Origin of the sequence: Herbaspirillum sp. ST 5-3 (assembly GCF_004804275.1) — a bacterium.
In the GTDB taxonomy this organism is placed as follows: domain Bacteria; phylum Pseudomonadota; class Gammaproteobacteria; order Burkholderiales; family Burkholderiaceae_D; genus Noviherbaspirillum.
The window spans coordinates 310636-335046 of the sequence record NZ_STGI01000004.1; the positions used below are offsets into that span (position 1 = coordinate 310636).

Below are 24411 nucleotides of genomic sequence, written 5' to 3' on the forward strand. Positions count from 1 at the left end.
CACATTTTCCAGAGGGAGCGCGTTCATGGACTTCGTTACTCGCAGCGCGGATTCGCGCCAATTCATCGACCGGCTGATCGAAGCTGTCGAACCGCGCATGATTGCGCAGGCGATCGCTGCGCTGGCTGCCGCGGCCGGCACTGCTGTTCATGCACAGGTAGCGCCAGCGAATTCGGAGCGGGAGTTACCCGCCGTGTCCGTGACCGCCGCTGCCTTGCTTCCTGGCCTCGGTATTGATGGCAGGCTGCTTCCCTACGACGTGCAGACCGCGTCGGACATGGTCTTGAAGCAGTCGCAGTCCGGCACACTCACCGAGTACATGACGCGCAACCTCACCGGTGTCAACGCGAATGAGATCCAGGGCGGCACGTTCCAAAGTGACATCACCTTCCGCGGCTTTCGCGCTTCCCCCATCCTCGGTTCGCCGCAGGGCATGTCGGTCTATCTCGACGGCGTGCGCGTGAATGAGCCCTTCGGCGATGTCGTGAACTGGGACATGCTGCCCGAAGCGGCCATCGCGAGCGTGTCGCTCGTACCTGGATCGAATCCGCTGTTCGGCCTAAACACACTGGGCGGCGCGCTCGCCTTCACTACCAAGAGCGGACGCAGTCATCCCGGCCTCGACATGGAAAGCTCCATCAGCAGCGGCGGCAACAAGCGCGTCGACATTGCCTACGGCACCCGCCATCAAGGCGGCTTACACAGCTTCGTCGCCGCCACGATGCTGAGCGACAGCGGCTGGCGTGAGCATTCGCAAAGCCGCCTCGCCAACCTGTTTGCCCGGATCGGCGCGCAACACGGCATGACGCAATGGGATGCCTCGCTTCTGCAGGGTTCCAGTCATCTTGCCGGCAACGGCCTGCTGCCGAGCTACCGCTGGTCGGATGGTGCGCTGCGCAGCGGCTTGTATGAAGACAGCCGCCGCGCCGCCTACACTTACCCCGATGTCACGGAAAACCAGGTGACGCAGCTGGCGTTCAACATGCGCCATGCGCTTGACGCCGAAACCGACATTGCGGGAACTGCCTATTGGCGCAACAGCCGGCGCGACGGCGTCACCGGAGATGTCAATCAGCAATACAGCGACTATGTGCAAGCCTGCGCGGCCGGATTCGATGTGCGCGGCGCAGCCCTTGATCCCGGAAGCTGCGAGGCTGACCGGAACGTCGCCAACGCACTGCATTCCGCCTCGTTGAACACCGCGACGACGCGGCAGGACAGCATCGGCTTCAGTCTGAACTTGAACAAGTACCTGGAGCGCCATCAATTCACGCTGGGCGCCGCGCTCGATGCGAGCCGCGTGCATTACGCTCAACAGGAACAAGATGCGTGGTTCACCGAACAAAGAGGCGTGCTGGCCGATGCGCAGGCGGTCCCTGAGCTTAGCGCAACCGTCAAGGGAACATCGACTGCCACCGGGCTGTATGCAACCGACACATGGCAAGTCGCGCCCGCCACGCATGTCACTGGCGCGGCGCGCTTCAACCACGTCGAAGTCGGAAACACGCTGGGCAACAGCGCCGGCAATCAACCGCACGAACACTTCACCTACAACAAGCTCAACCCGGCACTCGGTATCGCCCACGACGTAAGCAGCGGCCTCACCGTGTTTGCTAACCTCGCGCAAAGCAACCGCGTACCGACCGTAATTGAACTGGGTTGCGCCGATCCGACTCAGCCTTGCCGCCTTCCCGCGGGGCTGCAATCCGACCCCTACCTGAAGCAAGTGGTGTCACGCACGGTCGAGGCCGGCACGCGCTGGCAACCATCCTCCGCCATGTCGCTCTCTGCGTCGGCATACCAGACAGTGAATCGGGATGACATTCTTTTCTTCACCGCCGGCGCAACGCAGCTAGGCTATTTTGCGAACTTTGAGCGCACCCGGCGCCGGGGAATCGACCTCGCCTTGAGCCGCCGGTTCGGCAGTGTGACGACCCATGTGGCGTACAGCTACCTGCGCGCCACATATGACGCACAAGGCGTGCTGTTCGCCGGCGAGCGTAATGTGACCGTCCAGCCGGGAACGCCGATCGCCGGCCTGCCGCGCCACACTCTGAAGCTCACCATCGATTGGAATGCCGCACGCCATTGGCGGATCGGCGGCAGCATGCTTGCCCTGTCGCGCCTTGCCACGCAGGGCAACGAGGACGGCTTGCGGTCGGACACGACGACAGCTTCCCCCGCCGATTGGAGCATACGCGGCCACGCAATTTTCAACCTGCATGCGAGCTATCGGCATGACCATCAGTGGGAGTTGTTCGCAAGGGTCAGCAATCTCTTCGACCGCCGTTATGAAACCTACGGCGTACTGGCGCGAGACCTGTTCCCGAACGGTGTTCTGGTGCAGCCGCATGTCGCGCCGGCCGAAGCGGCGGAAGCACGCTTTGTCGCTCCCGGCTCGCCGCGCATCATTGTTGTCGGGGTTCGCTACCAAATGTGAAGTCGACCGGCTGAACATTGCTCCAAAGTGCAACACACGCTGCGACATCTTGGAGCAATGTGCAATGTCACACGCCGCCAATCAAGATAGATCCACACACCTTGTCGCGACGCACCATAACCGCGTGCGAAGCGACGGATGCAACAGGATGCATTCGTTCCCGTTATCGTTGCAAATCGTCCGTCCGTACTGCTGAGAGATGCGTATTTCCAAAAAGTTACTGCGCATTGTTTTCACAAGCGTCTGACACCGACGCATCGCGCGCGCCGTGTCGCTGACAACAGGCAACTCCATCACGCCTAGCCCGAGTCACTGCCACAAAAAAAAGGCCGATGATTTGCATCATCGGCCAAACCGTCCTTAGGCGAGGGTTAGGCTGGCTGTGCATGCCAGCACCCAAGGAGGAAGAGACAATATTTCGTCGCTCAGAGGGAGGACAATTTGAATACCCAGACCGAACCGCCTTGCTCGAGGAAGTTGACACGACGCGCAACATCGCCGCCCCACAGCGGAACCGCGCCGCCCCAGCCGGACACCACCGCAACATATTGCGTATCGCCGTCCTGCCAGGTGATCGGCGGCGCGACCACACCCGATCCGGTCTGGAACTTCCACAACTCCTTGCCGGTCTTGGCGTCAAGCGCTTTCAGATAGCCCTCCGGCGTACCGTAGAACACCAGGTCGCCCGCGGTCGTCATCACCCCGCCCCACAGCGGCGCATTGTTTTTCGCTTCCCACACGATCTTGCCGCTCTTCGGATCGATCGCACGCAGTGCGCCGATGTAGTCTTCATTCAGCGCCTTGATGGTGAAGCCGGCACCCAGATAGGCAGCACCTTTCTTGTAGCTGATCGGCTCGTTCCAGATCTCCATGCCCCACTCGTTGGCCGGCACGTAGAACAGCTTCGATTTCGGGCTGTATGCCATCGGCATCTGGTTCTTGCCGCCGAGGAAGGACGGCGCGGAGAATACGGACTTGCCCTTCTTGCCAGTCTCGCCCTTGGTCGGATCGCCGGGACGTCCCTCTTCGATATAGTTCGGACGGCCTGTCTTCAGATCGATGCTGCTAGCCCAGGTGATTTTCTTCACGAACGGAAACGCGTTTTGCAGCTTGCCGTTGTTCGCGTCGATCACGTAGAAGAAACCATTACGGTCGGCCTTGCCGCCGTAGCGCTTGCCGTCCATGTCGAATGTGACGAATTCATTGACGCCGTCGAAGTCCCAGCCATCGTGCGGCGTGGTCTGGTAATGCCACTTGATTTGCCCGGTCTCGACATCGATCGCGACGGTGGACGACGAGTACAGGTTGTCGCCTGGACGCAGGTGGCTGTTCCATGGCGCCGGATTGCCGGTGCCGAAATAGGCCAGCCCGGTTTTGGGATCATAGGTGCCGCCCAGCCAAGTCGCCGCGCCACCGGTTTTCCACAGTTCGCCAGGCCAGGTCTTGTTGGTGGTGCCGGATACGCCGTTGGGGATGGGATTGCCATCCTTGTCGTACTTGTAACCCATGTGGCCTTCCACCGTAGGCCGCGACCACACCAGTTGACCGGTGCGCGGATTGCGGGCTTCCACGCGGCCGACGATGCCGAACTCGCCGCCCGACACACCTGTCAGCAGCAGGCCTTTCGCAATCAATGGCGCCGCAGTATTCGAATAACCTGCGGCATAGTCGTCGATCTTTTCCTTCCACACCACTTCCCCGGTCGCCTGATCGAGCGCGACCAGCTGCGCGTCGAGCGTGGCGAAGATCACCAGGTTGTCGTACAGCGCTGCGCCGCGATTGATCACGTCGCAGCAAGGCATGATGTTTTCCGGCAGACGGTGTTCATATTTCCACAGCTTGGCGCCTGTCTTCACATCCAGCGCGTAGATGCGCGAATACGATGCGGTGACGAACATGCGGCCGTTGTAAATCAGCGGCTGCGATTCCTGTCCGCGCTGCTTTTCACCGCCGAACGAGAATGACCAGGCCGGCGTCAATCGACGAACGGTTTTGGTATTGATTTGCGTAAGCGGAGAAAATCGTTGGCCTTGCTGGCCCATTCCCCACGTCAGCACGTCGCCGGTCGATTTTGTGCCGGCTTCGATCATGGCGTCGGTGACGCCAGCGGCATGCGCCGCCAACGGCCCCGCCAGGGCTGCTAATACAGACAACTTGATCAGATGCGTTTTCATTCACTCCTCCTGTTATAGGTTTTCCTTCTTCAGCCAGGCAGCCGTCGCACATGACGCTACCCAACCTGGCCAACAGTGCTCAGGCACGTGACTGATCGACTGGTGCGCACGCAGCGCGCAATGCGCATGCGAGGAACCGATGTCATTCAGGCCTGTGTCACAAATCCTTTGGTGACGCGCATGGCTAACGCAATCTGTGTGCCATCTCTTATTTATCGATGTATGCAGGAGGTAGGAAGGAGGAAATCTACGGCGTACCTGATTTCATCTGATACAAAATTCACCACTTGTCCCAAAACGGGACAGTCCGCCTGACAGTGCGCGGCAAGCTTATCGAGCGCGGACAGCGCGATGCATCGTCATACGGTGCATCGCGCTCTAATGGAAATTCGCCAAGTACGAGTGTGAGACGAACGCCAGCCTTTTGCAGGCCGGCGTCGAAGAAGGGCAAGCCCCGATTCAATGACGAGGAAGCTGCCTTCCTCGTCGATTTACAAATTACCGACGGAAGCGACGATGTCCTCCTGCGGCAAACTCGTCGTTAAAAATCTTTTGCTGTTCGGGCGTCAGCACTGCATAGAAATCCTTCACGGCGACCACATGATCGGCCATGCGCTGTTCGCGATCTTTCATCAGTGCAAGCATTTTTTCCATGCGCTCGGGCGCGGATAACTTGTCCAGCTCAGCCCTATTGCCCCACGCAGGCGGGGTTCCCGGTTGCATTTTCTGGGTAAAGGTCTTCCACGCCGGCTCCTGAGCCGCCGTCAGCTTTAGCTTGTCATGCAGTTGCGCCTGGCGCTGTTCCATGCGCTCTTTCATGCGCTCGCTGAACCTCGCCGGACCACCATCTCCTCCCGGGCCCATCCCATAGCCCCAGCCCGGCCCGCCGGCATAGGCGGCAAAAGATCCGGCACCGATACCCAGCGCAACAAGCCCGGTCAACAATTGTTTGCGAAATTTCATCATGATCACTCCTATGCTCATATTCATTCGATGTATGCGTGCATCCGTTTCAGCACGGTTCTCATGATGGTGGCCGGATGTATCGGGAGCTTGTCTGCCACTCGGATTCTTGTAGCACCGCGTAACGCCTGAGGTGCAATTTGTATCGTGTTGTATCAGCCCGACCGGGCGAAATAGAGGGATACAATTCAGTCACGCCTTGTACCGTCCGAATCGCCATAATTACGTCTATGGAACAACCTGCCCAAATCCTGATCGTGGATGACGATCGCGAAATCAGTGCCCTTCTCGCCGAGTACCTGGAGAAGAACGGCTATCGCACGCTCACGGCCGGCGACGGCAAGGCGATGTGGAAAACCCTGGACGAAGCGCGCATCGACCTGATCGTGCTCGACCTGAACCTGCCCGGCGATGACGGACTGACCTTGTGCCGCAACCTGCGCACCCGCTCGAACATACCGATCATCATGCTCACCGCGCGCGGTGAACCTCTCGACAGGATCCTCGGCCTTGAAATGGGCGCAGACGACTATCTCCCGAAGCCCTTCGAGCCGCGCGAACTGTTCGCCCGGATTCGCAGTGTCCTGCGACGTGCACAGTCATTGCCGCATAATGCACAAACTGCCGAAGCGCAGCAGATGCACTTCGCCGGCTGGACCATGGATTTCACCGCGCGCCACCTGATCAATCCGCAGGGCACCGTCGTCGCGCTGTCCGGAGCGGAATATCGCCTGCTCAAGGTTTTCCTCGACCATGCCAATCGCGTCCTCAGCCGCGACCAGTTGCTCAACCTGACGCAAGGGCGCGACGCCGATCCTTTCGACCGGTCAATCGACTTGCAGATCAGCCGCCTGCGCCAGAAGCTGGGGGAGGATGCGCGCTCACCGCAGATCATCAAGACCGTGCGCAATGAAGGCTATGTGCTCGCCACGGTGGTTGCCAAGGAATGAGAGCGCTCTTCCAGTCCATGACGAGCAGGGTGATTCTCATCCTGATTTCCGGCGTCGTCGTCAGCGCACTCCTGACGCTGTTTCTCGCATTCGGCGAGAGCCAGCGGATGGCAAGACAATTTCGCGACTTCCATGCTGTCGAACGTGTGGCGCAGTTCATCGTTTCGCTGGAGACCGTTCCAGCCGATGTGCGGCCGCAGTTTCTTGCCGCAGCATCCGGCATGGGCATTCGTGCCCAAATGGCCGATCCCACCGAGGACGCGACCGAACAGCGCACCGAACTCGCCGAAATGTTGAATGAACGCCTGCCGCAGGAGTATCAAGTTGCGTCCGTCACGAGCAAGCCGTCGGACTGTCCGCCTCCAGGCATGCGTCGTCGCATGCGCCGTATGCCGGACCACTGGGCCGGCTGTGAAGCCTTGCTCATCACGCTGAACGACGGTGCAAGATTGCGCGTGACGATCGCGCCGCCGCGCGCGCCTCTGCCGCGCCCGCGGCAAGACTATCTGACCTACGGCGTCGTGTTTCTGATCAGCGTCGGCCTGCTTGCCGCGCTCATTGCACGCATGACCATGCGCCCGCTGAAAAAGCTGGCGCAGGCAGCCACCGAACTCGGCAACGACATCGAACGCCCTCCACTGGCCGAACGCGGCGCGCTGGAGATCCGCCAGGCCGCTGCTGCCTTCAATGCCATGCAATCGCGCATCCGGCATCACATCAAGCAGCGCGCCCATATCCTGGGCGCGATCACACATGATTTGCAGACGCCTCTGACACGACTGCGTCTGCGTCTGGAAAAAGTGGAAGATGCCGAGCTGCGGGAAAAACTCATCAACGACCTCTCCGCAATGCAAAGCATGGTGCGCGAAGGATTGGATCTTGCGCGAAGCATGGATTCATCCGAAGCCCTGCAACTGCTCGACCTCGACTCCTTGATCGACAGCGTATGCACCGACGCGGTCGATGCAGGCCAATCGGTGACGATCGACGGCAAGACGCGCGCTGCGCTGCGGGCGCGACCGCTGGCACTTCGCCGATGCCTCACCAACCTGATCGACAATGCGGTGAAATACGGCCAATACGCGCATGTCACGGCAGAACGCGACGGCGCATTCGCCACCATACGGATCAAGGATGGCGGTCCCGGCATCCCCGAAGCTGAATTGGAAAAGGTGTTCGATCCGTTCTATCGGTTGGAAAATTCCCGCTCCCGCGATACCGGCGGCACGGGACTCGGACTGACGATCGCGCGCAATATCGCGGAGCAGCACGGCGGTACTATTCGCCTGCAAAACCATCCGGAGGGCGGGCTTTTGGTCATCCTTTCGCTGCCCTGCAAGCACTAGTGAGTGTTGGCCGCCTTGTCCACGCTGGTTGGGCACGCCGGGTTCTTGCCCCAAAGACCCGAACAGATGCGCACGCGGCACAATTCGCCTTCAATGAAGCCGAGGGCCTTGCAGCGCTTCACCAGTGATTCGGTCGAATCCCCCGGCCCTCGCATGACAATTTCACTGCTCCGATCATTCGCTCGAGCCCGGTCCGGCACCACGGATACCGCTCCGGCATGCTGGGTTGAAGCGGTCTCTGCCCTTCCATGGGAAGGCTGAGTGCCACCTGCCGCGGGTCGCGACACATGAGACAAGAGTGCCGCAATGAGTTCAACATCCTTGTCCTTGCTCTTCCCGTTTGAAGACGCGAGCTTCGTCTTGCTTGTGCTGTCGTGTTTCTTCGTTTTGACGATCTCCTTACGCTCGACTCGACCTTTTTTCAAAGGAGCTTGAACTGATTTCGGGTCCGGCACAGTTGTTTTCTGCGGGCTCCCCTCATTTTCCTGCGCCGGATTCACGGTAATTGCCGTCGCCAGGGTCGTCGCGGGTGGTTCGAGCACATCATCCACCCGCGCAAGTGCGTGTTGCGCTTCGGGCAGCGCGGGCGACGGTTCGGCACCGTGCAGCTCTGCCGAGGCAAGTGTGGGCACCGATTCCACTGCCTTTAGGACGGGAGCCGGTTGGGGAAGCTCTCCTCTCACCGCTGAAGACAAGCTTTCATTCAGCCACGCCGGGTTCAAAGAAATGACCATAACGATGGCAACCATCAGCGCCAGTGCCGCGCCCAAGACCCGGCCGCGATACCCCCGCAGCTTTCCGCGCCGCGGCTCAAGCGCCTCCAGAATGCTGAATTGCGCGTTGCTGCTCGCGGCCGCTCCCGCTTCATACAAGGAGGGGAGATCCAATTTATTCATATTCACAACGGTTCCGGTCATTCGCTTATTCATTCGGTGGTCGATCTTTCCTGGAGCAAATGTGATTGCTCGCAAGTATTTGCCAAAATTGCATTTATAATAACATCTGATTTTGCTTTTTTGACAATGTTCAATTACAAAGGCTGGAGCTTGTGGGCGCAACGTTTTTCTTTGTATTTCTTGCGGTGATTTACGGTGCAGCGATCGGGTTCGGCGGCTGGTATGTCGCGGGAAATGATAGAAGACGGCAGTGGCGACTGCACTTCACGGAAAAACGCGCCGCTCTTATGGGATGGTTTAGCGCACGACGCCAATCGGCCTCATACCGGCGACGACAGGTATTTCCGCTCATCCTGACGCACGCCGACCACGCCCGCAACCTTCTTCACCGGCATCGGCGCGCCCTTTCCCTGGCACTAGTCATCCTTTGCGTGCCCCCCATCCTTGTTCAGCTGCTCGCACCGACCGGCGGCCTCGAAGGCTATGACGATATGCCGCGTGCCAGCGCGCCGGTCATTGCCGGCCTCCTCCAGGGCGAACAACTCGTTCCACCGCCGCCACTTCCGCCGGAACTGTTTGTGACCCGTGAAATCGCGGCCGAGAGAAACGAGCTCGCCTCTGCAAATCGGGAATGGAATGCATTCGATACCGAATTCCGCCAGCGCCTGCTGACCGTCTATCAGTTGATAGCAAAGCACGGATACCAGATGGCCCTCCTGGAAGGCTATCGCAGCCCGGAGAGGCAAGCCTCCCTCGCCCGGCTCGGCCCGCATGTCACCAACGCCGGCGCATATCAAAGCTATCACCAGTACGGGCTTGCCGCCGACAGCGCGTTTTATCGGGGAGGCAGGATCGTTATCTCAGAACGCGATCCTTGGGCGATGGAGGGCTATCGTCTTTATGGACAATTCGCGGAATCGGTCGGGCTTGTGTGGGGCGGGCGCTGGCAATTGATGGATTTCGGCCATGTCGAACTGCGAAAACCCGAAGTGATGGCGCGTCGCTAACAGGCAAATATCCAACGGCAAAAGGGGATGACTTTTTCCCGCAATTCAAGTTATCATCTAGACAAGTTTATCAAAACAACAACTTTGCCATATGACACGACCATTCATCGTAATCGGTGACTCCACGGACCACGGCGGAAAGGTCGTGGGCGGCGCCGCCACCACGGATACACATGGCAAGCGGATAGCGCGTGTGGGTGACAAGGTTACTTGTCCGAAAAAGGGTCACGGCGGCACAACGGTCATTGTCAGCGGCGATCCAACTGTCACCATCGACGGCAGTCCTGCCGCCCGTCATGGAGACAAGACAGCATGTGGCGCGGTGCTGATCGCAACACAGTTCCCGACAGGCAGCAAGTAGCCGAAAAGGAATCTTGCCACAATTCAAATCGCCACTTGCAATCCAGCCCTTTATCGATGTCATCCCAATTTCCATCCAGCAGCAGGTTGCGCCGCACGTCACGCGTCGCCGTCGCATCCATCGCGCTGATCGCCGCAACCTGGTGCATCGTGCTTACCTGGTGGCATGTCACGCAACGTGTTATTACGACTTCAGACACCCTCGTCTATCTCATCGCGCTTCCGGTCCTGCTCGTGCTTAGTCTGGGGATCCTTGCCTGGCGCGCCTCAAGCAAGCAATCCGCAGCCAAGGCCGAAAGTCCAACATCGGAAATGCCGGACGCAGTACCGATACCCAGCGCGGGCTTCCTGCCCGCCGCTAATCTGCCCATTCTCGGCACCTGGTCCGCAACCCCGCTCTCTTACACTGCCGGGGGATTTATCGAGTCGCTCGCAGAACGACGGCGTCGCCCGGTGCCGGATGAATTTTTAACCGATGGCAACGGATTTCCGGTGCTATCCGGTAGAACCCGCGATCTCGACACGACATTCGTCGAGGAAAACCTGCGGCAAATTTTGCGCATCGAACTGGCGGAAAACGCGCACGAGGAAGCGGAAGAGGAATTGCGCGACGCCGTCATCAGGGCGCTCACCCTCCTCGACTCTGTCGTGGAACAGGCGTTACAAGAATGGCCATCGGAGCTGATTGATGAAAACGGGTCAGACGCCGCACCTGCTTCATCAATCCCCATTTTGCGCGGTTCGGCCGGAATACGTCCACCGTCCGGGAAGGCTCTTCAACTTCGCGTCACGTTGCTCGTCGCCGACGACCTTTCTCCGCCTGAACACCTGCTCATCCAGAAGTTTCTAGTTTCCCGAATCACAAGCCTGCAGCACGCCGTTCAAGATCTCACAGTCGAAGTCATGCCCGCCTGCGACGACGCGCGCGCCTTGACCCTGTCCGAGGACTTTCGCCGCGCCACGCAAGATGACGACCGTCCGCGCGCACTATTGCTGCTAGCCTGCGATTCCCTGCTTTGCGCAAACGTGGTCGAGAATCTGGAGTCCAAGGGAAAGTTGTTCGACGCGGAACGGCCTAATGGTCTGATGATCGGCGAAGCGGCTTTCGGCGTCCTGTTCGCCAATCAGAGCGCATTGGTTACCGCAACCGTGCAACCGCTCTGTCATTTGACACCGGTGCAACGAGTGCAGCGCGAAGCCCCCGTCGATGCGCGAGTTCGGACTTCGTTCCTGCATCTCGCCAGGACTGTGGAGGCCGCACTAAAGGCTTCCGGCATCCCAGCGAACCAAATAGGGACTGTCGTATGTGATGCAGACCACCGGGCCAACAGAGTGCTGGAAAGCATCGAAGCTATTGCCGCCCATGCGCCCCAACTCGACGCTATTCAAAACCGCCTCGCCCCAAATGAAGCATGCGGCCATCTTGGCGCCGCCTCGGTACTCGGTGTCCTTTCCGCCGGCATAAGCCAGTGTGTCGACGCTGGTCATCCGGTTCTGGTTTTCAACGTCGGTCACGACACCGATCGCGCCGCCACATTACTTCTCCCCGCAAACGGCTTCCATGCCGAATCGGATTCACAACATTCTCAAGCCGTATAACCGATTGATTTCAATGAGCCGCATCTTCGATTTCCTCAAGGACAAGCGGGTAATTTCCGCGCTTGGTCTGATACTCGGCCTCGCCGTCATCTATCTTGTCGCCTCGGTATTTCATGTGCCGACGAAGTGGTCTATTGCGATAGCGCTTGCTTTTCTGCTCGCATGGACTGGCTACTGGGTCATGCAGTGGAAGCAATCGCGGCGCGCTTCCGACGCCATGGACCGCATGTTTCAGAACCAGGCGGAAGAAGCCGTCAAAGCGGCTCCGGCCGGCCAGAAACAAGATGTCGATGTCCTACGCAAGCGATTGCTCGAAGCGATCCAGACGATCAAAACATCCAAGCTCGGCCAGACAACGGGGAGCGCCGCCTTGTATGAAATGCCGTGGTACATCATTATCGGCAACCCTGCCGCCGGCAAGAGCACCGCAGTGATTAACTCGGGATTGAATTTCCCGTTCTCGGACAAGGGCGGCCAAGCCGTTCAAGGCCTCGGAGGAACGCGCAATTGCGACTGGTTCTTCACAACCGAAGGCATTCTGCTCGACACCGCCGGCCGTTATGCCGTGCATGAAGAAGATCGAAGCGAATGGTTCGGCTTCCTCAGCCTGCTCAAGAAATATCGCCCCAAGGCGCCGATCAATGGCATCGTCATTGTCGCCAGTATCGCCGAACTGACGAACAATCGACCGGAAGTCACCATCAATCTCGCAAAGCAGTTGCGACAGCGCGTTCAGGAACTCACTGAGCGACTCGAGCTCTTTGCACCGGTCTATGTGATGTTCACCAAGGTCGATTTGATCGCAGGATTCGTCGACTTTTTCGAAGATTCCGATGCAGAGGAGCGCAGCCGCGTGTGGGGCGCAACCCTGCCATATGACATGGACGGCAAGGCTAACGCAGTCTTGTTGTTCGACCAGCACTTCGACGCACTCAGTGACGGCATCAAGGAACTCGGCAGCACACGCATGTCGCTCAATCGAGGCCAGGCCATGAGCCCTGGCATTCTGACTTTTCCCATGGAGTTCATTGGTATCAAACAGCATCTTCGAACGTTCATTGCGACTCTCTTCGAAGAAAACCCATTCCAGTTCAAGCCCGTTTTCCGCGGCTTCTACTTCACAAGCGCCGTGCAGGAAGGTGTGGCAACTCACGCGACCGGCCAGCGCATCGTCCAGCAATACGGGCTTTCCATCGGTCGAAAAATGACGGCAAGCATCAGCTCCAATACGGGCTTTTTCCTCAGGAATCTGTTCTCGTCCGTCATCTTCGCCGACCGCAACCTGGTGCGCCAATACGCAAGCCGGAACAAGCTGCTGATGCGACAAGCCATCTTTTTCGGTAGTGTGCTGGTGCTTGGCCTGCTGCTCGGCGGCTGGAGCTGGTCATTTGTCACCAATCGCCAATTAGTCGCCAACGTTCAGGCCGACTTGGAGAAAGTCGTCAAGATCCAGGAAACAAGTGTCGACCTTGCTTCCCGGCTTGAGGCGCTCGAAGTCATGCAAGACCGGCTGGAGCAACTGCAGCGCTATCGTACGACCAAGCCCCTGGCGCTTGGCTTCGGTCTGTATCAGGGCGCACGTGTCGAACATATGCTGCGCGCCGAATACTTCAAGGGACTGCAACAGGTAATGCTCGCCCCGGTAACAGCCAACCTCGAGAGCTTTCTTGGCGAGGTGAATGCCAATGCAGGCAAACTCGAATCTGCAGTGAGGCCGCAGTCGAACACCGATACTTCCGCGACAGGGGCCGCGACCGACACCAGACAAGCCAGAGCAGGCGGCGCCTTGTACAAAGACCTTTCACCGACCAACCCCGAGGACGCCTACAATGCACTTAAAACCTACCTGATGCTTGCCAGCCGCGAGCATATCGATGCCGGCCACCTGGGGGATCAGATCACCCGCTTCTGGCGCAACTGGCTGGAAACGCGCCGCGGCAATGCCCCGCGTGAACAAGTGATTCGCAGCGCCGAAAAGCTCATCACCTTCTATCTCGCCCAGGCGCAGGAACCGGACTTCCCGCTCATTGAAAATAAACTTGCCCTGGTTGACCAGGCGCGCGAAACACTCCGCGTGGCCATCAAGGGAACGCCTGCGCGTGAACGCGTATACAGCGAAATCAGGATGCGCGCCTCCACGCGCTTCCCCGCTGTCACCGTCGCCGGCATCGTCGGCGATCAAAACAAGGAGATTGTCGCCGGCAGCCATGCAGTCTCCGGTGCATTTACCCATGACGCATGGGAGCAATTCATCGAAGCAGCGATCAAGGAGGCGAGCACGAAGGAATTGCAGAGTGCAGACTGGGTTCTGAAAACGACCGCTCGCGACGACCTGTCGCTCGAAGGCAGCCCGGAACAAATCCAGCGCGAGTTGGTGCGCATGTACAAGACCGAGTACATCAGCGAGTGGAAGAAGTTCGCGCAAGGCATCACGATTGCCGACTTTGGCAATTTCGACAAGGCGGTAGCAGGCATGAACCGGCTCGGCGACCCGATATCATCCCCGCTCAATATTCTGCTACAGACCTTGTACCGGGAAACGTCCTGGGACAATCCCTCGCTCGTCAACCAAGGGCTACAAAGTGCGCGTAATGGAATTGCCGATTGGTTCCGCGCCACCATTCTTCGCCAGACACCTTCGCAGCTTAATGTCAACCTCGGCACGGCCAAACCAGGTGAAATCCGGACGGGCATGATCGGTCAGAATTTTGCCGCCATCGCCAATCTCGTTGTCGTACGTGGAGAGAACAAGGACAGCTCGCTGATCAACGGCTATCTCGCCCAGCTGTCCAAAGTGCGTACGCGTTTCAATCAAATCAAGAACTCGGGCGATGTAGGCCCGGCGAGCCGGCTACTGATGCAAGCAACGCTGGACGGTGGCAATTCGGAACTGTCAGAAGCGCTGAAGTATGTCGACGAAAGCATGCTGACGGGCATGCCGGACGCCGAGCGCTCAACCATACGCCCACTACTGGTTCGCCCGTTGATGCAGGCGTTTGCCGTCATCGTTCAGCCAACCGAGGCAGAACTGAATCGAACCTGGGCAGCACAAATATTCGAACCATTCAACAAGTCACTGGGCACGAAATATCCTTTTGCTGCCGACTCGCGGGTTGAGGCGACGCCGGCTGAAATTGTCCAGATGTTCGGGCCGGACGGCGCGATCGCCAAGTTCGTGCAGACCACCATGGGTCCCTTGGTAGTGCGACGCGGTGATACGATTTCGGCCCGAACCTGGGCCGATATGGGCCTGCATCTCAATTCATCTTTTACCCAAAATCTCGCGCGCTTCATCGCTGCTCAGGGCGCATCCGCCCCATCAGCGTCCGGCAACACCCAGCCTCAAACCAACTTCCAGCTCCAGCCACTACCGACCCCCGGCCTGGTCGAATACCGGATCGAGATCGACGGTCAAAGCCTGCGTTACAGAAACGGCAGGCAGGATTGGCTTAACTTCACGTGGCCCTCATCCCTCGGCCAACCAGGCGCGAAAATCACCGCCATCACCGCCGACGGGCGATCGGTCGACGTTGTTGATTTTCCCGGTCAATTCGGACTGGAAAAACTTATCAATTCGGCGCAGCGCAAAAAACTCGATAACGGCCTGTTCTCCATGACCTGGACGGGTGCTGGTACAACGGTAGGCGTCAATTTCAAGCTCATCAGCGATTCGCGGAACGGCAGCAACGGATCAGGAGCCGCTGCCGAGACGGGATTGCGTGGCCTGAAACTGCCAGCCTCGGTGGCAGGTATCGAAGGCTGACATCAGATATTTGAACAGGCGAAGCAAATCATGAGTTCAAGCAATGCAATTCAGCTACGCAATTCCAGCTCACTCTATTTTGGAAAGATCGCCTCACGCGGTGATTTTGTAAAAAGCACGTCTGGCACCAAAATCATTGCCCTGATCGACAACTGGATCGCGCAAGGGATGGAACTGCTGATCGCGAATCCCGGATGGAAGAATTACTACGACAACGCCGGCCCCGTCGACTTCCTTCTCCTGGGAACGCGCAAGAAACGCGCAATATGCGGCTCGCTGATTCCGAGCGGCGATGCATCTTCCCGCCGCTTTCCATTTATCGCTGCGACTCTGTTCGAGACTGATAACGCACTCGAATTTCTCCACCTCAGTCCGATGGTGCTGGAGCGGCACGTCAATCATCAACGAGCCCTTATTCATCACGCGGCCAAAGCGCATGACGCCGTAGACACATTGATTACGTTAAGTGACGTACCGCTGGAAGCTGAGTTCGCGAGAAGCAAAGTCTGCGATGGCTACGATCAGTTCCTTGGTTCCACCACTGTCGCCGGGCTGACGAATGCCCTCGGCATCTCCGATGGCCAGGCATCCGTGCGCCAGATGGTTCTTGCGATCGGATATCTGCTGCAGCCCGTGTTGACCAATTACGCGGTTGCGCCTCAAAAAGGTCTGGCCATGCCGCTACCGCGTGACCCGACGAGGCTCGCGCTGGTCAAGGCCCTATGGCTTCAACTGATCAGTGTCTTTCTCTCCAGAGCAGACTTCGAGCTGAGCGTATTTTCATGCATGCACTTTGGCAGCCCCAAACTGATTCTCACTTTCAACGGCACGACACCAACCATCTTTCGCGCGCTGTTTGAAGAAGATACGGCATCGGCTACGCTGATCGACATCAGCCGATCCACTTGGGTCGAAGACCATGCATTGCAGGACGCGGCGACACTTAAGTTGTCAAGCTATCTGGAACATGAGGAACTCTCATTGCAGCAGCTTGTTGAAACCTTTCGGCAAGGATTTTCTGGATAGATGAACGATATCCCCGCCGGATGCCGCCACTTCACGTCAATAATTTATTTCGAATGAACATCTCTCTTCGCTCAAGCATCACCTTGTCGGCCATCATGATGCTTCATTCCGCCATGGCGGCCGCAGGCGACGGCACCTCACCGTCCCAGGTTTCCGTCCCGCCGGGACGCGTTGTTATTTCGGGAACGGTTCCGGATGAAGCCAGTAAAGCGGCCTTGCTGGCGCGCCTGCAAGAGATCTATGGGGCCGGCCAGGTCATCGATCAAATAGGCGTTGGTGGTGTTGTAGCTCCGCCTAACTGGTCGGCCAATGCATCGAAGCTCATCACCCAGCGATTGAAGTCCATCAGCAAAGGGCAATTGGTCCTTGAAGGCACAACTGTTTCCATTCGAGGCGAGGTCAATAGCGAAACGGTGCGTAAAGCAATCGCAAATGACTTTGCCACTGCACTCAATCCAAATTATGTCGTGAAGAATGGTCTTCGCGTCACCGCTGACGATCAATCCCTGGTCGATAGAGCATTGGCAAATCGCGTAGTGGAATTTGAGCCTGGCAGCGCAATGTTGACCGAATCCGGGAAGGAAATTCTCAACGAAATGGTGGATGCACTGAAAAAACTGGATACCAAGAAAATAGAAATCATCGGACATACCGACAACGTCGGGGCACCTGCGCGTAATACTTCTCTTTCGCGCTCACGTGCCGAGTCCGTCAAGACATATCTTGTGGCACACGGAATTTCTTCGCAAGCATTGAACACCAGCGGCATGGGCGCAGACCAACCAATTGTTTCTAACACCACCGAAGAAGGCAGGCGGCGAAATCGGCGTATCGAGTTTCGGGTAAGCCAATAAGTGGATGGATCTATTCAGAACATTGCCTTGCTGCGCCGCTAATTAAAGACCTAAGTACCTGCTCATAAAACACTGTGAGATGGATGTGGTCCGTGTCGGATGCGATGCAAGGCGCCTGACCCGACGGAGTGCGAGCACTGCCAGGGGCGGGCAACGCAGTAGCGCGCCGACTTGGGCCACAGACAATCACAGTTTTTTATGAGCAAGTACTTAGACCCGGCGTTGTCTTGCATGAAGTGTGCCGATCTGTAATTCCTACCACATGAGATTTTCGCAGCAGGAACAGTCAAGCTCCACGACTGCTGTCCTGATCAGCTTCCAAGCCCAGCAATTCCTCGATGTGCGACATGCTGCTCTGATCCTTGACCACGCTCCGCAACCACAGGTGCAAAGGCATTGCCCCCCAATGGGCGGCCTTATCTGCAAGATACGCGACCGGACTGTGAGGCTCGGTAGTTCGGAAAAACTTCGCGACCTCGCGCAATGCCTCCAACGCCTGTGCACGGGTTCGGATAGGTCCACGAGACGTCGCCTGGGCGGCCAACTCCCCCTCAATGGGGTCCGAGCTTCCGTTCATGCCTGCTGGCGTATCCTCGACTGAAAGGATGCCGAGCTCCTTGGCAATTGATTCGAGGCGCTGCCGGATCGCGTCAATCCCGTCGCGCAATTGTGTAAACGACGGACCGTCGACACCGAACTGACGATCTGCCGCCGTTGCCAACTGCATTAATGCGTCACGACCGCGCGAAGCATCATCCATCCATTGCCTGTACAGTGACTTCTCAGTCTTGCCGGCAGCGCTAGAAAATTTTTCGAGCGTGGCGCCTTCTTCCGCATTTTCCGCAGCCTCCGCATTGCGTTGCCGTTGCGCCTGCAACTGGCGAGCCGCAACATAATCGTTCAAGCTGTATTGACCTTCCTTTGCGCGCGTGAGGGGTATCTGACGAACAAGTTCCGACATTCTCAGGTTGAGCCAGTTCAGCGTGCCAATGCGCATCTCCTGGTCTCCCTCATCGCCCTGCGGATGAATGTCCAGACCAAAACGCTCCATCAGGCGCGCATGAAGCTCGATGCCGTCGGCAAGGCCGCGCAATCCAGCTGTCTTTACAAGACCTTCGGTCAGCCATGCTGCCAAACGCAAGTCCTTGCTGCGAGTCCGAAGCAAGTCGGTGCAACAAGCGATCACTGCAGGCCAATCGGCTTGCTTGAGCGTCGTTTGCCACGCGCCATAATCCACATTCGGGTCGTCTTCCCGCCGCGCCTCCTGAATCTGGTCGAATTCGGCAGAAAAGGACAAATCCTCGCCGCACGGCCGAGCGTCGGAAATTGGTACTAACAAGTCGCTGATATTTGCAGTCATAAGCTTTGTACCCGATCAATTGACCTTGTAACTGAACTGGCCGTCCTTGTTGACACCGATCTTGACTGCATTGATTGGCTTACCTTCCGCCATCCGCACAAGAACCGTTTCCGCAATTTGCGGCAGCATTGTCCCATTAAGAATATGGTCGACATTACGTGCACCTGAATCCACTTCCGTGCAGCGGGCGAGTACCGAATCAACAACCTCACTGCTGAATGAGAGCTTCGCCTTGTGGTTTAACTGCACTCTCTGCTTGATTCGATCCAATTTGAGACAAATGATTTCGGCGAGAATCGGATCGGGCAACGGATAATACGGAATGACCTTCATTCGTCCAAGAAAGGCCGGTTTGAATGCTTTATAAAGCTGCGGTCGGATGGCCTCAGCCAGGTTTTCGGCGCTCGGAAGTTCGTCCACGCTCTTGTTCAGACAAGCCTGCATGATGCTCTGTGAAGCGACATTGGACGTAAGGATGATCACCGTATTCCTGAAGTCGACTTCGCGGCCCTCGGCATCATCCATCACTCCCTTGTCGAATACCTGGAAAAACAATTCCAGAACATCGGGATGCGCTTTTTCTATTTCGTCCAGAAGCACCACGGAATAGGGCTTTCTTCGCACAGCCTCAGTTAACACTCCCCCTTCGCCATATCCGACATATCCCGGTGGCGAACCCTTCAGGCCCGATACCGAGTGGGATTCCTGATATTCGGACATGTTGATAGTAACCAGGTTACGCTCGCCGCCGTACAAGATGTCAGCGAGCGCAAGCGCAGTTTCTGTCTTGCCTACGCCGGAGGGTCCGACGAACAGGAAAACTCCTTTGGGCTTGTTTGGTTCCTCAATGTTGGCACGCGCCGATCGAACGCGTTGCGCAATTTGCTCCAATGCATGCGACTGGCCAACCACGCGTTCCTCGAGTAAAGGCTTCAGGTTCAGAATCGTCTTGATTTCATCCTTCACCATTTTGCCCAATGGAATGCCAGTCCATCCCGAGATGATTTCCCCCACCGTCTGGCCGTCAACGCATACCGGCACCAACGGCTTCTCTCCTTGAAGCGAGATCAGCTCCACGCGCAGGAGGTCCAACTCACGTGTCCGTGCCGCGCTGTCAGAAGCTGGTGCAGCACTCTCGTTGATGGCGGCATCACCGCCCGCTTCAAACGCATCGGCCCGCCCGGTTCCAGCATGCGGGCCGGCCTCGAGCTGGGCGCACAACTCCTGGATTTTCTTCACCAGCGACCTCTCGGTTTTCCACCGGGCTTCGTCCAACGCCAGCTGTGCCTGGCTTGCCTCTCGCTCTGCGCGCAGTTCGCCAAGCCGGCCGGCGTGCGAACCGCCGCTGGCCATCTCTCTTTCCAATGCAGCAATTTCTTCCGACAGCGCCGTGATCGATCGCCGGCGGTCTTCAATGGAACCCGGTGTGGCCGAGTTGCCGAGCGCTACTCGCGCGCAAGCCGTATCAAGCACACTAATCGCCTTGTCCGGCAGCTGTCGACCGCTGATGTAGCGCGCTGATAGCCGAACTGCGTCCACAACAGCCTCATCCAGAACACGAACATTGAAATGGCGCTCCATCCTGGCCACCAGACCCCTCAGCATCGAACAGGCTACTGCTTCTGACGGCTCTTCAACTTTCACAACCTGGAAGCGGCGCGCAAGTGCAGCGTCCTTCTCGAAAAATTTCTTGTACTCGCTCCAGGTCGTGGCCGCCACCGTGCGCAACTCACCTCGCGCGAGAGCCGGCTTCAGCAAATTGGCCGCATCGTTCTGCCCCGCCTGTCCGCCGGCGCCAATAATGGTGTGTGCCTCGTCGATAAAGAGAATGATCGGATGCGGGCTGCGCTTGACCTCTTCAATCACACTGCGCAGGCGATTCTCGAACTCCCCCTTCACGCTCGCCCCTGCTTGCAGCAGGCCGAGATCGAGCACATGCAGCTCGACGCCTTTCAGCGACGAGGGGACATCGCCGTCCGCAATCCGTTGCGCAAGCCCCTCGACGACCGCCGTCTTGCCAACCCCGGCCTCGCCAGTCAGGATCGGATTGTTCTGCCGCCGCCGCATCAGGATGTCAATCGCCTGGCGGATCTCAGGATCCCGACCGATAACCGGGTCGATTTTTCCCTCGCGTGCGTGTTGGGTCAGATTGATGGTGTACTGGTCGAGCGCCGGCGTTTTTGCTGAAGACTCACGCCCGCTCGTCATCTGAACCTCGGACGCACCCTCCAGTCCGGGAATGAAGTCGGCGGATTCCAGAGCTTCCGGAAAAGCGGAGATCAGGTCGGAAAGCTTGTGCTTGAGCTCCTCGACCGAAAACCGGACAAATTGCTTCGAGCCTCGATATGCTAGTTGCGAAAGATCGGATGCCGTAAGAAGAGCAAGCAGTAGATGTGCGCTGCGGATACGAGGAGTCTGACTATCGAGGGATGCCAGAAGCCACGCATGCTCGAATAATTTCGGCAAGTGTTCGGAAAACACCGGAGTACGCGAGTTTCCGGATTTAAAACCTGAAATTTCGTTGAGCAGATCTTTTTCAAGAGCCGTATGGCTGATATCGTAATGCCGGCAAAGGAGCGCAAAGTCGCTGCGCCTGTTATCAAGAAGCGCGAGAAAAAAATGCTCCAGATCGACCTCATATTGCCCACGTGTCACGCAATGATTGACGGCCTGCTCCGCCGCTTGCTTGCATGTCGAGTTCAATTTACCGATTAGTACCTTCAAGTTCGCTGTCATGTCTAAAAAAAATAAGTCTGTCAAATAGGATCGGAGGCTCGGATCAGATAGGCCGTGTCGGATGCATCTGCCCAGATATTGCGGGACTTGAACCAGCCGTTCCAGCCGAGACGCGTGCCGCGTGACTGCGTATCCAGACATGCGGCGCCGATATCCCGCTTATCCAGAACGAGTCTCACCTCACAGTCGAACGTGGCGCCAACCATGAGCCGAAACAAGCGTCTCAAACTTTTGAACGCCGAGCCGCCGGGAAGGAAACCATCAAACTGGTCACGTCGCATGGGGCCGATTGTCAATCGCAACTTCGTATGACGATCCCATACGCGATTCCCACAAAATCCTGTTTGTCCCAACACGCAGTTCGCCACTCCAAGACGAGTCAGTTCGTGCTGCGGCAATTCGAACCATTGCCCGACAAACTGCTCTATGGTGCAGCGGATTTGAAAATAATCAGCGGCGATGCTGGAGAACCATTGTGCCGATTGCGGTCGCTGTCGAAGCGCTGCGGAGTAATAAGCGAGTGACTCGTCAGGAATGCCTTCCGCGCCGTCGATCAAGCGGTCGCGGGTACCTTTTAACCCAAGGCCGGCAAGGCTCAAGATGGAAGGCAGAAAGCAATTCTTGAGGTCTGCCTCGTACTGAAGATGAAGTCGGTACTTTAGCCAGCTCTGATAAAACAGCGCAACCGCCCGGGTCGTAAAAATATCGAAAAATGCACGGGAAGCAGAGTCCCGATAAAAGATTTCGCGCTCTGCCACATGCTGTGTGTAATGTCGCGGCAAGACTCCAGACGGCCCTGTAAGCCCCATGAACGATGGTGTCATGGTGACCTTTTTAAACGCTCCCAGGCCGGTTCGGCCAGACGCGTCATTGCATCCCTCGGTGTCGGATTCCGGCGCATTTTCCCATTCGAAATCGAGAGACTCGATCTCGCTCGGAGGAAATGCCAGCGATACCGAGCTTCGAAAACTGATTGTCTGGCCGAGCACGTCTGCATCTTCTTCACACGAATGGGCGCGGGATTGTGCGAGAAGCAGGCGCACCGCCTGAAAAAATTTGAAGCGGTACGGCTCGTCGCGCAGACGATCAATCAGGCCAGGATCGATGCGCCGTTTCTCACCGGGCATGTGAGCAGCTCCTGTCCTGATTGTTTGGAAATCAATACCAATTGCGTGAAGCTATTGGCGTGAACGTAGTGTCCGAAGAAATGGTCCAGGATCTGGGCAAATGTGAACAGGCCAATACCTGCATAATGCGTTTCATCCAGTGTGATGCGGATCTGCATCCCGCGCGCAAATACGGGAAATGGATTACCGGGAATACGCGCCGTGACCGGCTGCTGGTCAATCGCCGCAATACCGTTGATCTGCTTGTTGTTCGCAACGGAACCCGCGATATCGTAAAGCGTCAAGATTTCCTTGATCGCGTCCACTCCCTGCCCCGACAGCGAAAGATGATTCAGCGACAGATGGGAAATCAAACGCCATTGTGCACCCCGACCTTTGGGAAAACGATAACTCGGCGTCGGTTTGCGCAACATCCGTATTGTCTTGGCAATCGTTCCGCCCTCGGCGAACAGGTCCCCCTCCAGCAAACCGAAGGGCAATTGGGATGGCAGGTCACGATTGGTACACGTGAGGTCCAGGCTCAAAGTGTTTGTTGCGGGGCGCTGCAAATCCATTGTCGAATCAATCAGCGACAACGCCATTGAATAGCTCGACGACGTGCCGTCGTCCTCGTAGCTTGCATGCCAATATCGAACCGGGCCATCGTGTGGCTGGCCGTGCCGAATCGAGTAGAAAGGAAGGAACTCGCACACTTCTTCTCCATCGACACTCTGCCTGACCTGGAAAACATGCCTGATGTCGTAAACTTCATAGGCCGCTGGCCGCCGACTGTCGACGATGACTGGGTATGTCGTTTCCGTTCCGCTAACCCGAATCGGCTCGGGAATTTGCCGGAACAAGTTGACAACCGGCGTACATCCGAGCACGAAATTGTCCTTCGTAATGCGGTCCAGCAGGTTGGCAGACGAACTCCTGTCTGCCACACCCGCCAAGCCGATTCGAATTTCCAGTGTTCGCGTGTGTAGCGGCAATTTCTCGTTCAGCGCGACCAGGTCAAGATCGAAAAAATTGAATTTCTCGGGAAAGACAAAATATTCGAGCATCAATTGATGAGCGCGATGCGAACGCGGATCTTCCTCAAGCAATGCTTCATCATCAGCAAATCCGACCGGCAGGATCGCGCTGGCCGGCAGTTCGACTTTTTCCGGCATCGTGGGCGACGTCACCCAGAGCCCAAGCGCTTTCGAGAATAATGCCTCGCGGACCAGTGCAACAACGGCGGGCTCGCCGTTCAGATAAAAGCGAAGCTTGTTCGCTCGCAGGGCGTCGAAACCGACGTTGTCCGACGACACGGCAAGCTCAAGTCGTATTACCGAGCTGATGGAGCGTGCTATGTTGACGGGCAGCCCGGTGACGTCGAAGATATTCTCGTAGGCCGCGTTGACAACCTTTATCGGCCAGATGTCAACGTCATAAGTGGTCGTAAAACGGCATGGAACACCGCGCACGGGGCGTGTGTTGAGCAGCGTACTTCTTGGAATGCGTGCTGCCTTCGCAAGCTGTGCCGCGCCGCTCCCACTATCAAAATGCGCAATGGATACGGACGGAAATGGTTTGAGATATTGCGGAAAAACAACCTGCAAGAGCGAGTCGGTAAATTCCGGATATTCGTCATCCAGCTTCTTGTGAATGCGTCCCGCCAGAAACGCGAAAGATTCAATCAGGCGTTCAATATGGGGATCCTCACACGTCTCGCCAGACAACAACAGGCGCCCCGCAACCTTTGGATAACGCCGGGCAAAGTCACTGGACTGTCGGCGCAAAAAGGTGAGCTCACGCTCGTAGTACGGCAACAAGGTATCCATGAATT

General features: G+C 57.5%; 16 protein-coding genes. 9 read left to right on the plus strand and 7 right to left on the minus strand.

Annotation, left to right across the window (positions count from 1 at the left end):
- Positions 1-25: 25 nt before the first annotated feature.
- On the plus strand, positions 26-2440 hold the full coding sequence (locus E6W33_RS10575; RefSeq protein ID WP_211097298.1) for a TonB-dependent receptor: 2415 nt from the start codon (positions 26-28) through the stop codon (positions 2438-2440).
- A 425-nt stretch (positions 2441-2865) separates the two neighbouring features.
- On the opposite strand, the gene E6W33_RS10580 is transcribed toward E6W33_RS10575, so the two are convergent.
- Positions 2866-4614 carry a PQQ-dependent methanol/ethanol family dehydrogenase gene (locus E6W33_RS10580; protein ID WP_136417256.1) on the minus strand — a complete coding sequence of 583 codons (1749 nt, stop codon included), beginning with the start codon at positions 4612-4614 and terminating at the stop codon, positions 2866-2868.
- Between the two features lie 498 nt (positions 4615-5112).
- Positions 5113-5580: a Spy/CpxP family protein refolding chaperone gene (locus E6W33_RS10585; RefSeq protein WP_168798605.1), complete on the minus strand. Its 468-nt coding sequence runs from the start codon at positions 5578-5580 to the stop codon at positions 5113-5115.
- A gap of 227 nt (positions 5581-5807) precedes the next feature.
- Between E6W33_RS10585 and E6W33_RS10590 the strand changes: the two genes are divergently transcribed.
- On the plus strand, positions 5808-6527 hold the full coding sequence (locus E6W33_RS10590) for a response regulator (protein WP_211097299.1): 720 nt from the start codon (positions 5808-5810) through the stop codon (positions 6525-6527).
- Positions 6524-7873, plus strand: coding sequence for an ATP-binding protein (locus E6W33_RS10595; protein WP_136417258.1), 1350 nt, complete (start codon positions 6524-6526; stop codon positions 7871-7873). Before E6W33_RS10590 ends, E6W33_RS10595 begins: the two co-directional genes overlap by 4 nt.
- Here the strand turns inward: E6W33_RS10595 and E6W33_RS10600 are convergent.
- Positions 7870-8802, minus strand: a complete 933-nt coding sequence (locus tag E6W33_RS10600) for a hypothetical protein (RefSeq protein ID WP_136417259.1) — start codon at positions 8800-8802, stop codon at positions 7870-7872. The genes E6W33_RS10595 and E6W33_RS10600 overlap by 4 nt on opposite strands.
- A gap of 119 nt (positions 8803-8921) precedes the next feature.
- Between E6W33_RS10600 and E6W33_RS10605 the strand changes: the two genes are divergently transcribed.
- The 6 genes from E6W33_RS10605 (at position 8922) to E6W33_RS10630 (ending at position 17378) form a co-directional block, all read left to right on the plus strand.
- Positions 8922-9776 carry a M15 family metallopeptidase gene (locus E6W33_RS10605; protein ID WP_247869611.1) on the plus strand — a complete coding sequence of 285 codons (855 nt, stop codon included), beginning with the start codon at positions 8922-8924 and terminating at the stop codon, positions 9774-9776.
- A gap of 91 nt (positions 9777-9867) precedes the next feature.
- Complete coding sequence (locus E6W33_RS10610) at positions 9868-10137, plus strand: PAAR domain-containing protein (protein ID WP_136417260.1); 270 nt, start codon at positions 9868-9870, stop codon at positions 10135-10137.
- A 56-nt stretch (positions 10138-10193) separates the two neighbouring features.
- A complete protein-coding gene (locus E6W33_RS10615) occupies positions 10194-11735 on the plus strand; it encodes a hypothetical protein (protein WP_136417261.1) in 1542 nt (513 codons plus the stop codon).
- Positions 11698-15498 carry a type VI secretion system membrane subunit TssM gene (tssM, locus tag E6W33_RS10620; protein WP_136417262.1) on the plus strand — a complete coding sequence of 1267 codons (3801 nt, stop codon included), beginning with the start codon at positions 11698-11700 and terminating at the stop codon, positions 15496-15498. Before E6W33_RS10615 ends, tssM begins: the two co-directional genes overlap by 38 nt.
- Positions 15499-15528: 30 nt before the next feature.
- Positions 15529-16524 carry a type VI secretion system-associated protein TagF gene (gene tagF / locus E6W33_RS10625; RefSeq protein ID WP_136417263.1) on the plus strand — a complete coding sequence of 332 codons (996 nt, stop codon included), beginning with the start codon at positions 15529-15531 and terminating at the stop codon, positions 16522-16524.
- Between the two features lie 53 nt (positions 16525-16577).
- Positions 16578-17378 (plus strand): OmpA family protein, encoded by an 801-nt coding sequence (locus tag E6W33_RS10630; RefSeq protein WP_136417264.1) that lies wholly within the window; start codon positions 16578-16580, stop codon positions 17376-17378.
- A 286-nt stretch (positions 17379-17664) separates the two neighbouring features.
- Here E6W33_RS10630 and tssA read toward each other — a convergent pair whose 3' ends face one another.
- Genes tssA through tssF form a run of 4 tightly spaced genes read right to left on the minus strand, consistent with a single transcriptional unit; the run spans position 17665 to position 24406 of the window.
- A complete protein-coding gene (gene tssA, locus E6W33_RS10635) occupies positions 17665-18738 on the minus strand; it encodes a type VI secretion system protein TssA (RefSeq protein ID WP_136417265.1) in 1074 nt (357 codons plus the stop codon).
- Between the two features lie 15 nt (positions 18739-18753).
- Positions 18754-21474, minus strand: coding sequence for a type VI secretion system ATPase TssH (gene tssH / locus E6W33_RS10640; protein WP_136417466.1), 2721 nt, complete (start codon positions 21472-21474; stop codon positions 18754-18756).
- Between the two features lie 20 nt (positions 21475-21494).
- Positions 21495-22601 carry a type VI secretion system baseplate subunit TssG gene (gene tssG, locus E6W33_RS10645; protein WP_136417266.1) on the minus strand — a complete coding sequence of 369 codons (1107 nt, stop codon included), beginning with the start codon at positions 22599-22601 and terminating at the stop codon, positions 21495-21497.
- Positions 22565-24406: a type VI secretion system baseplate subunit TssF gene (gene tssF, locus E6W33_RS10650; RefSeq protein ID WP_136417267.1), complete on the minus strand. Its 1842-nt coding sequence runs from the start codon at positions 24404-24406 to the stop codon at positions 22565-22567. Before tssF ends, tssG begins: the two co-directional genes overlap by 37 nt.
- Positions 24407-24411 lie beyond the last annotated feature (5 nt).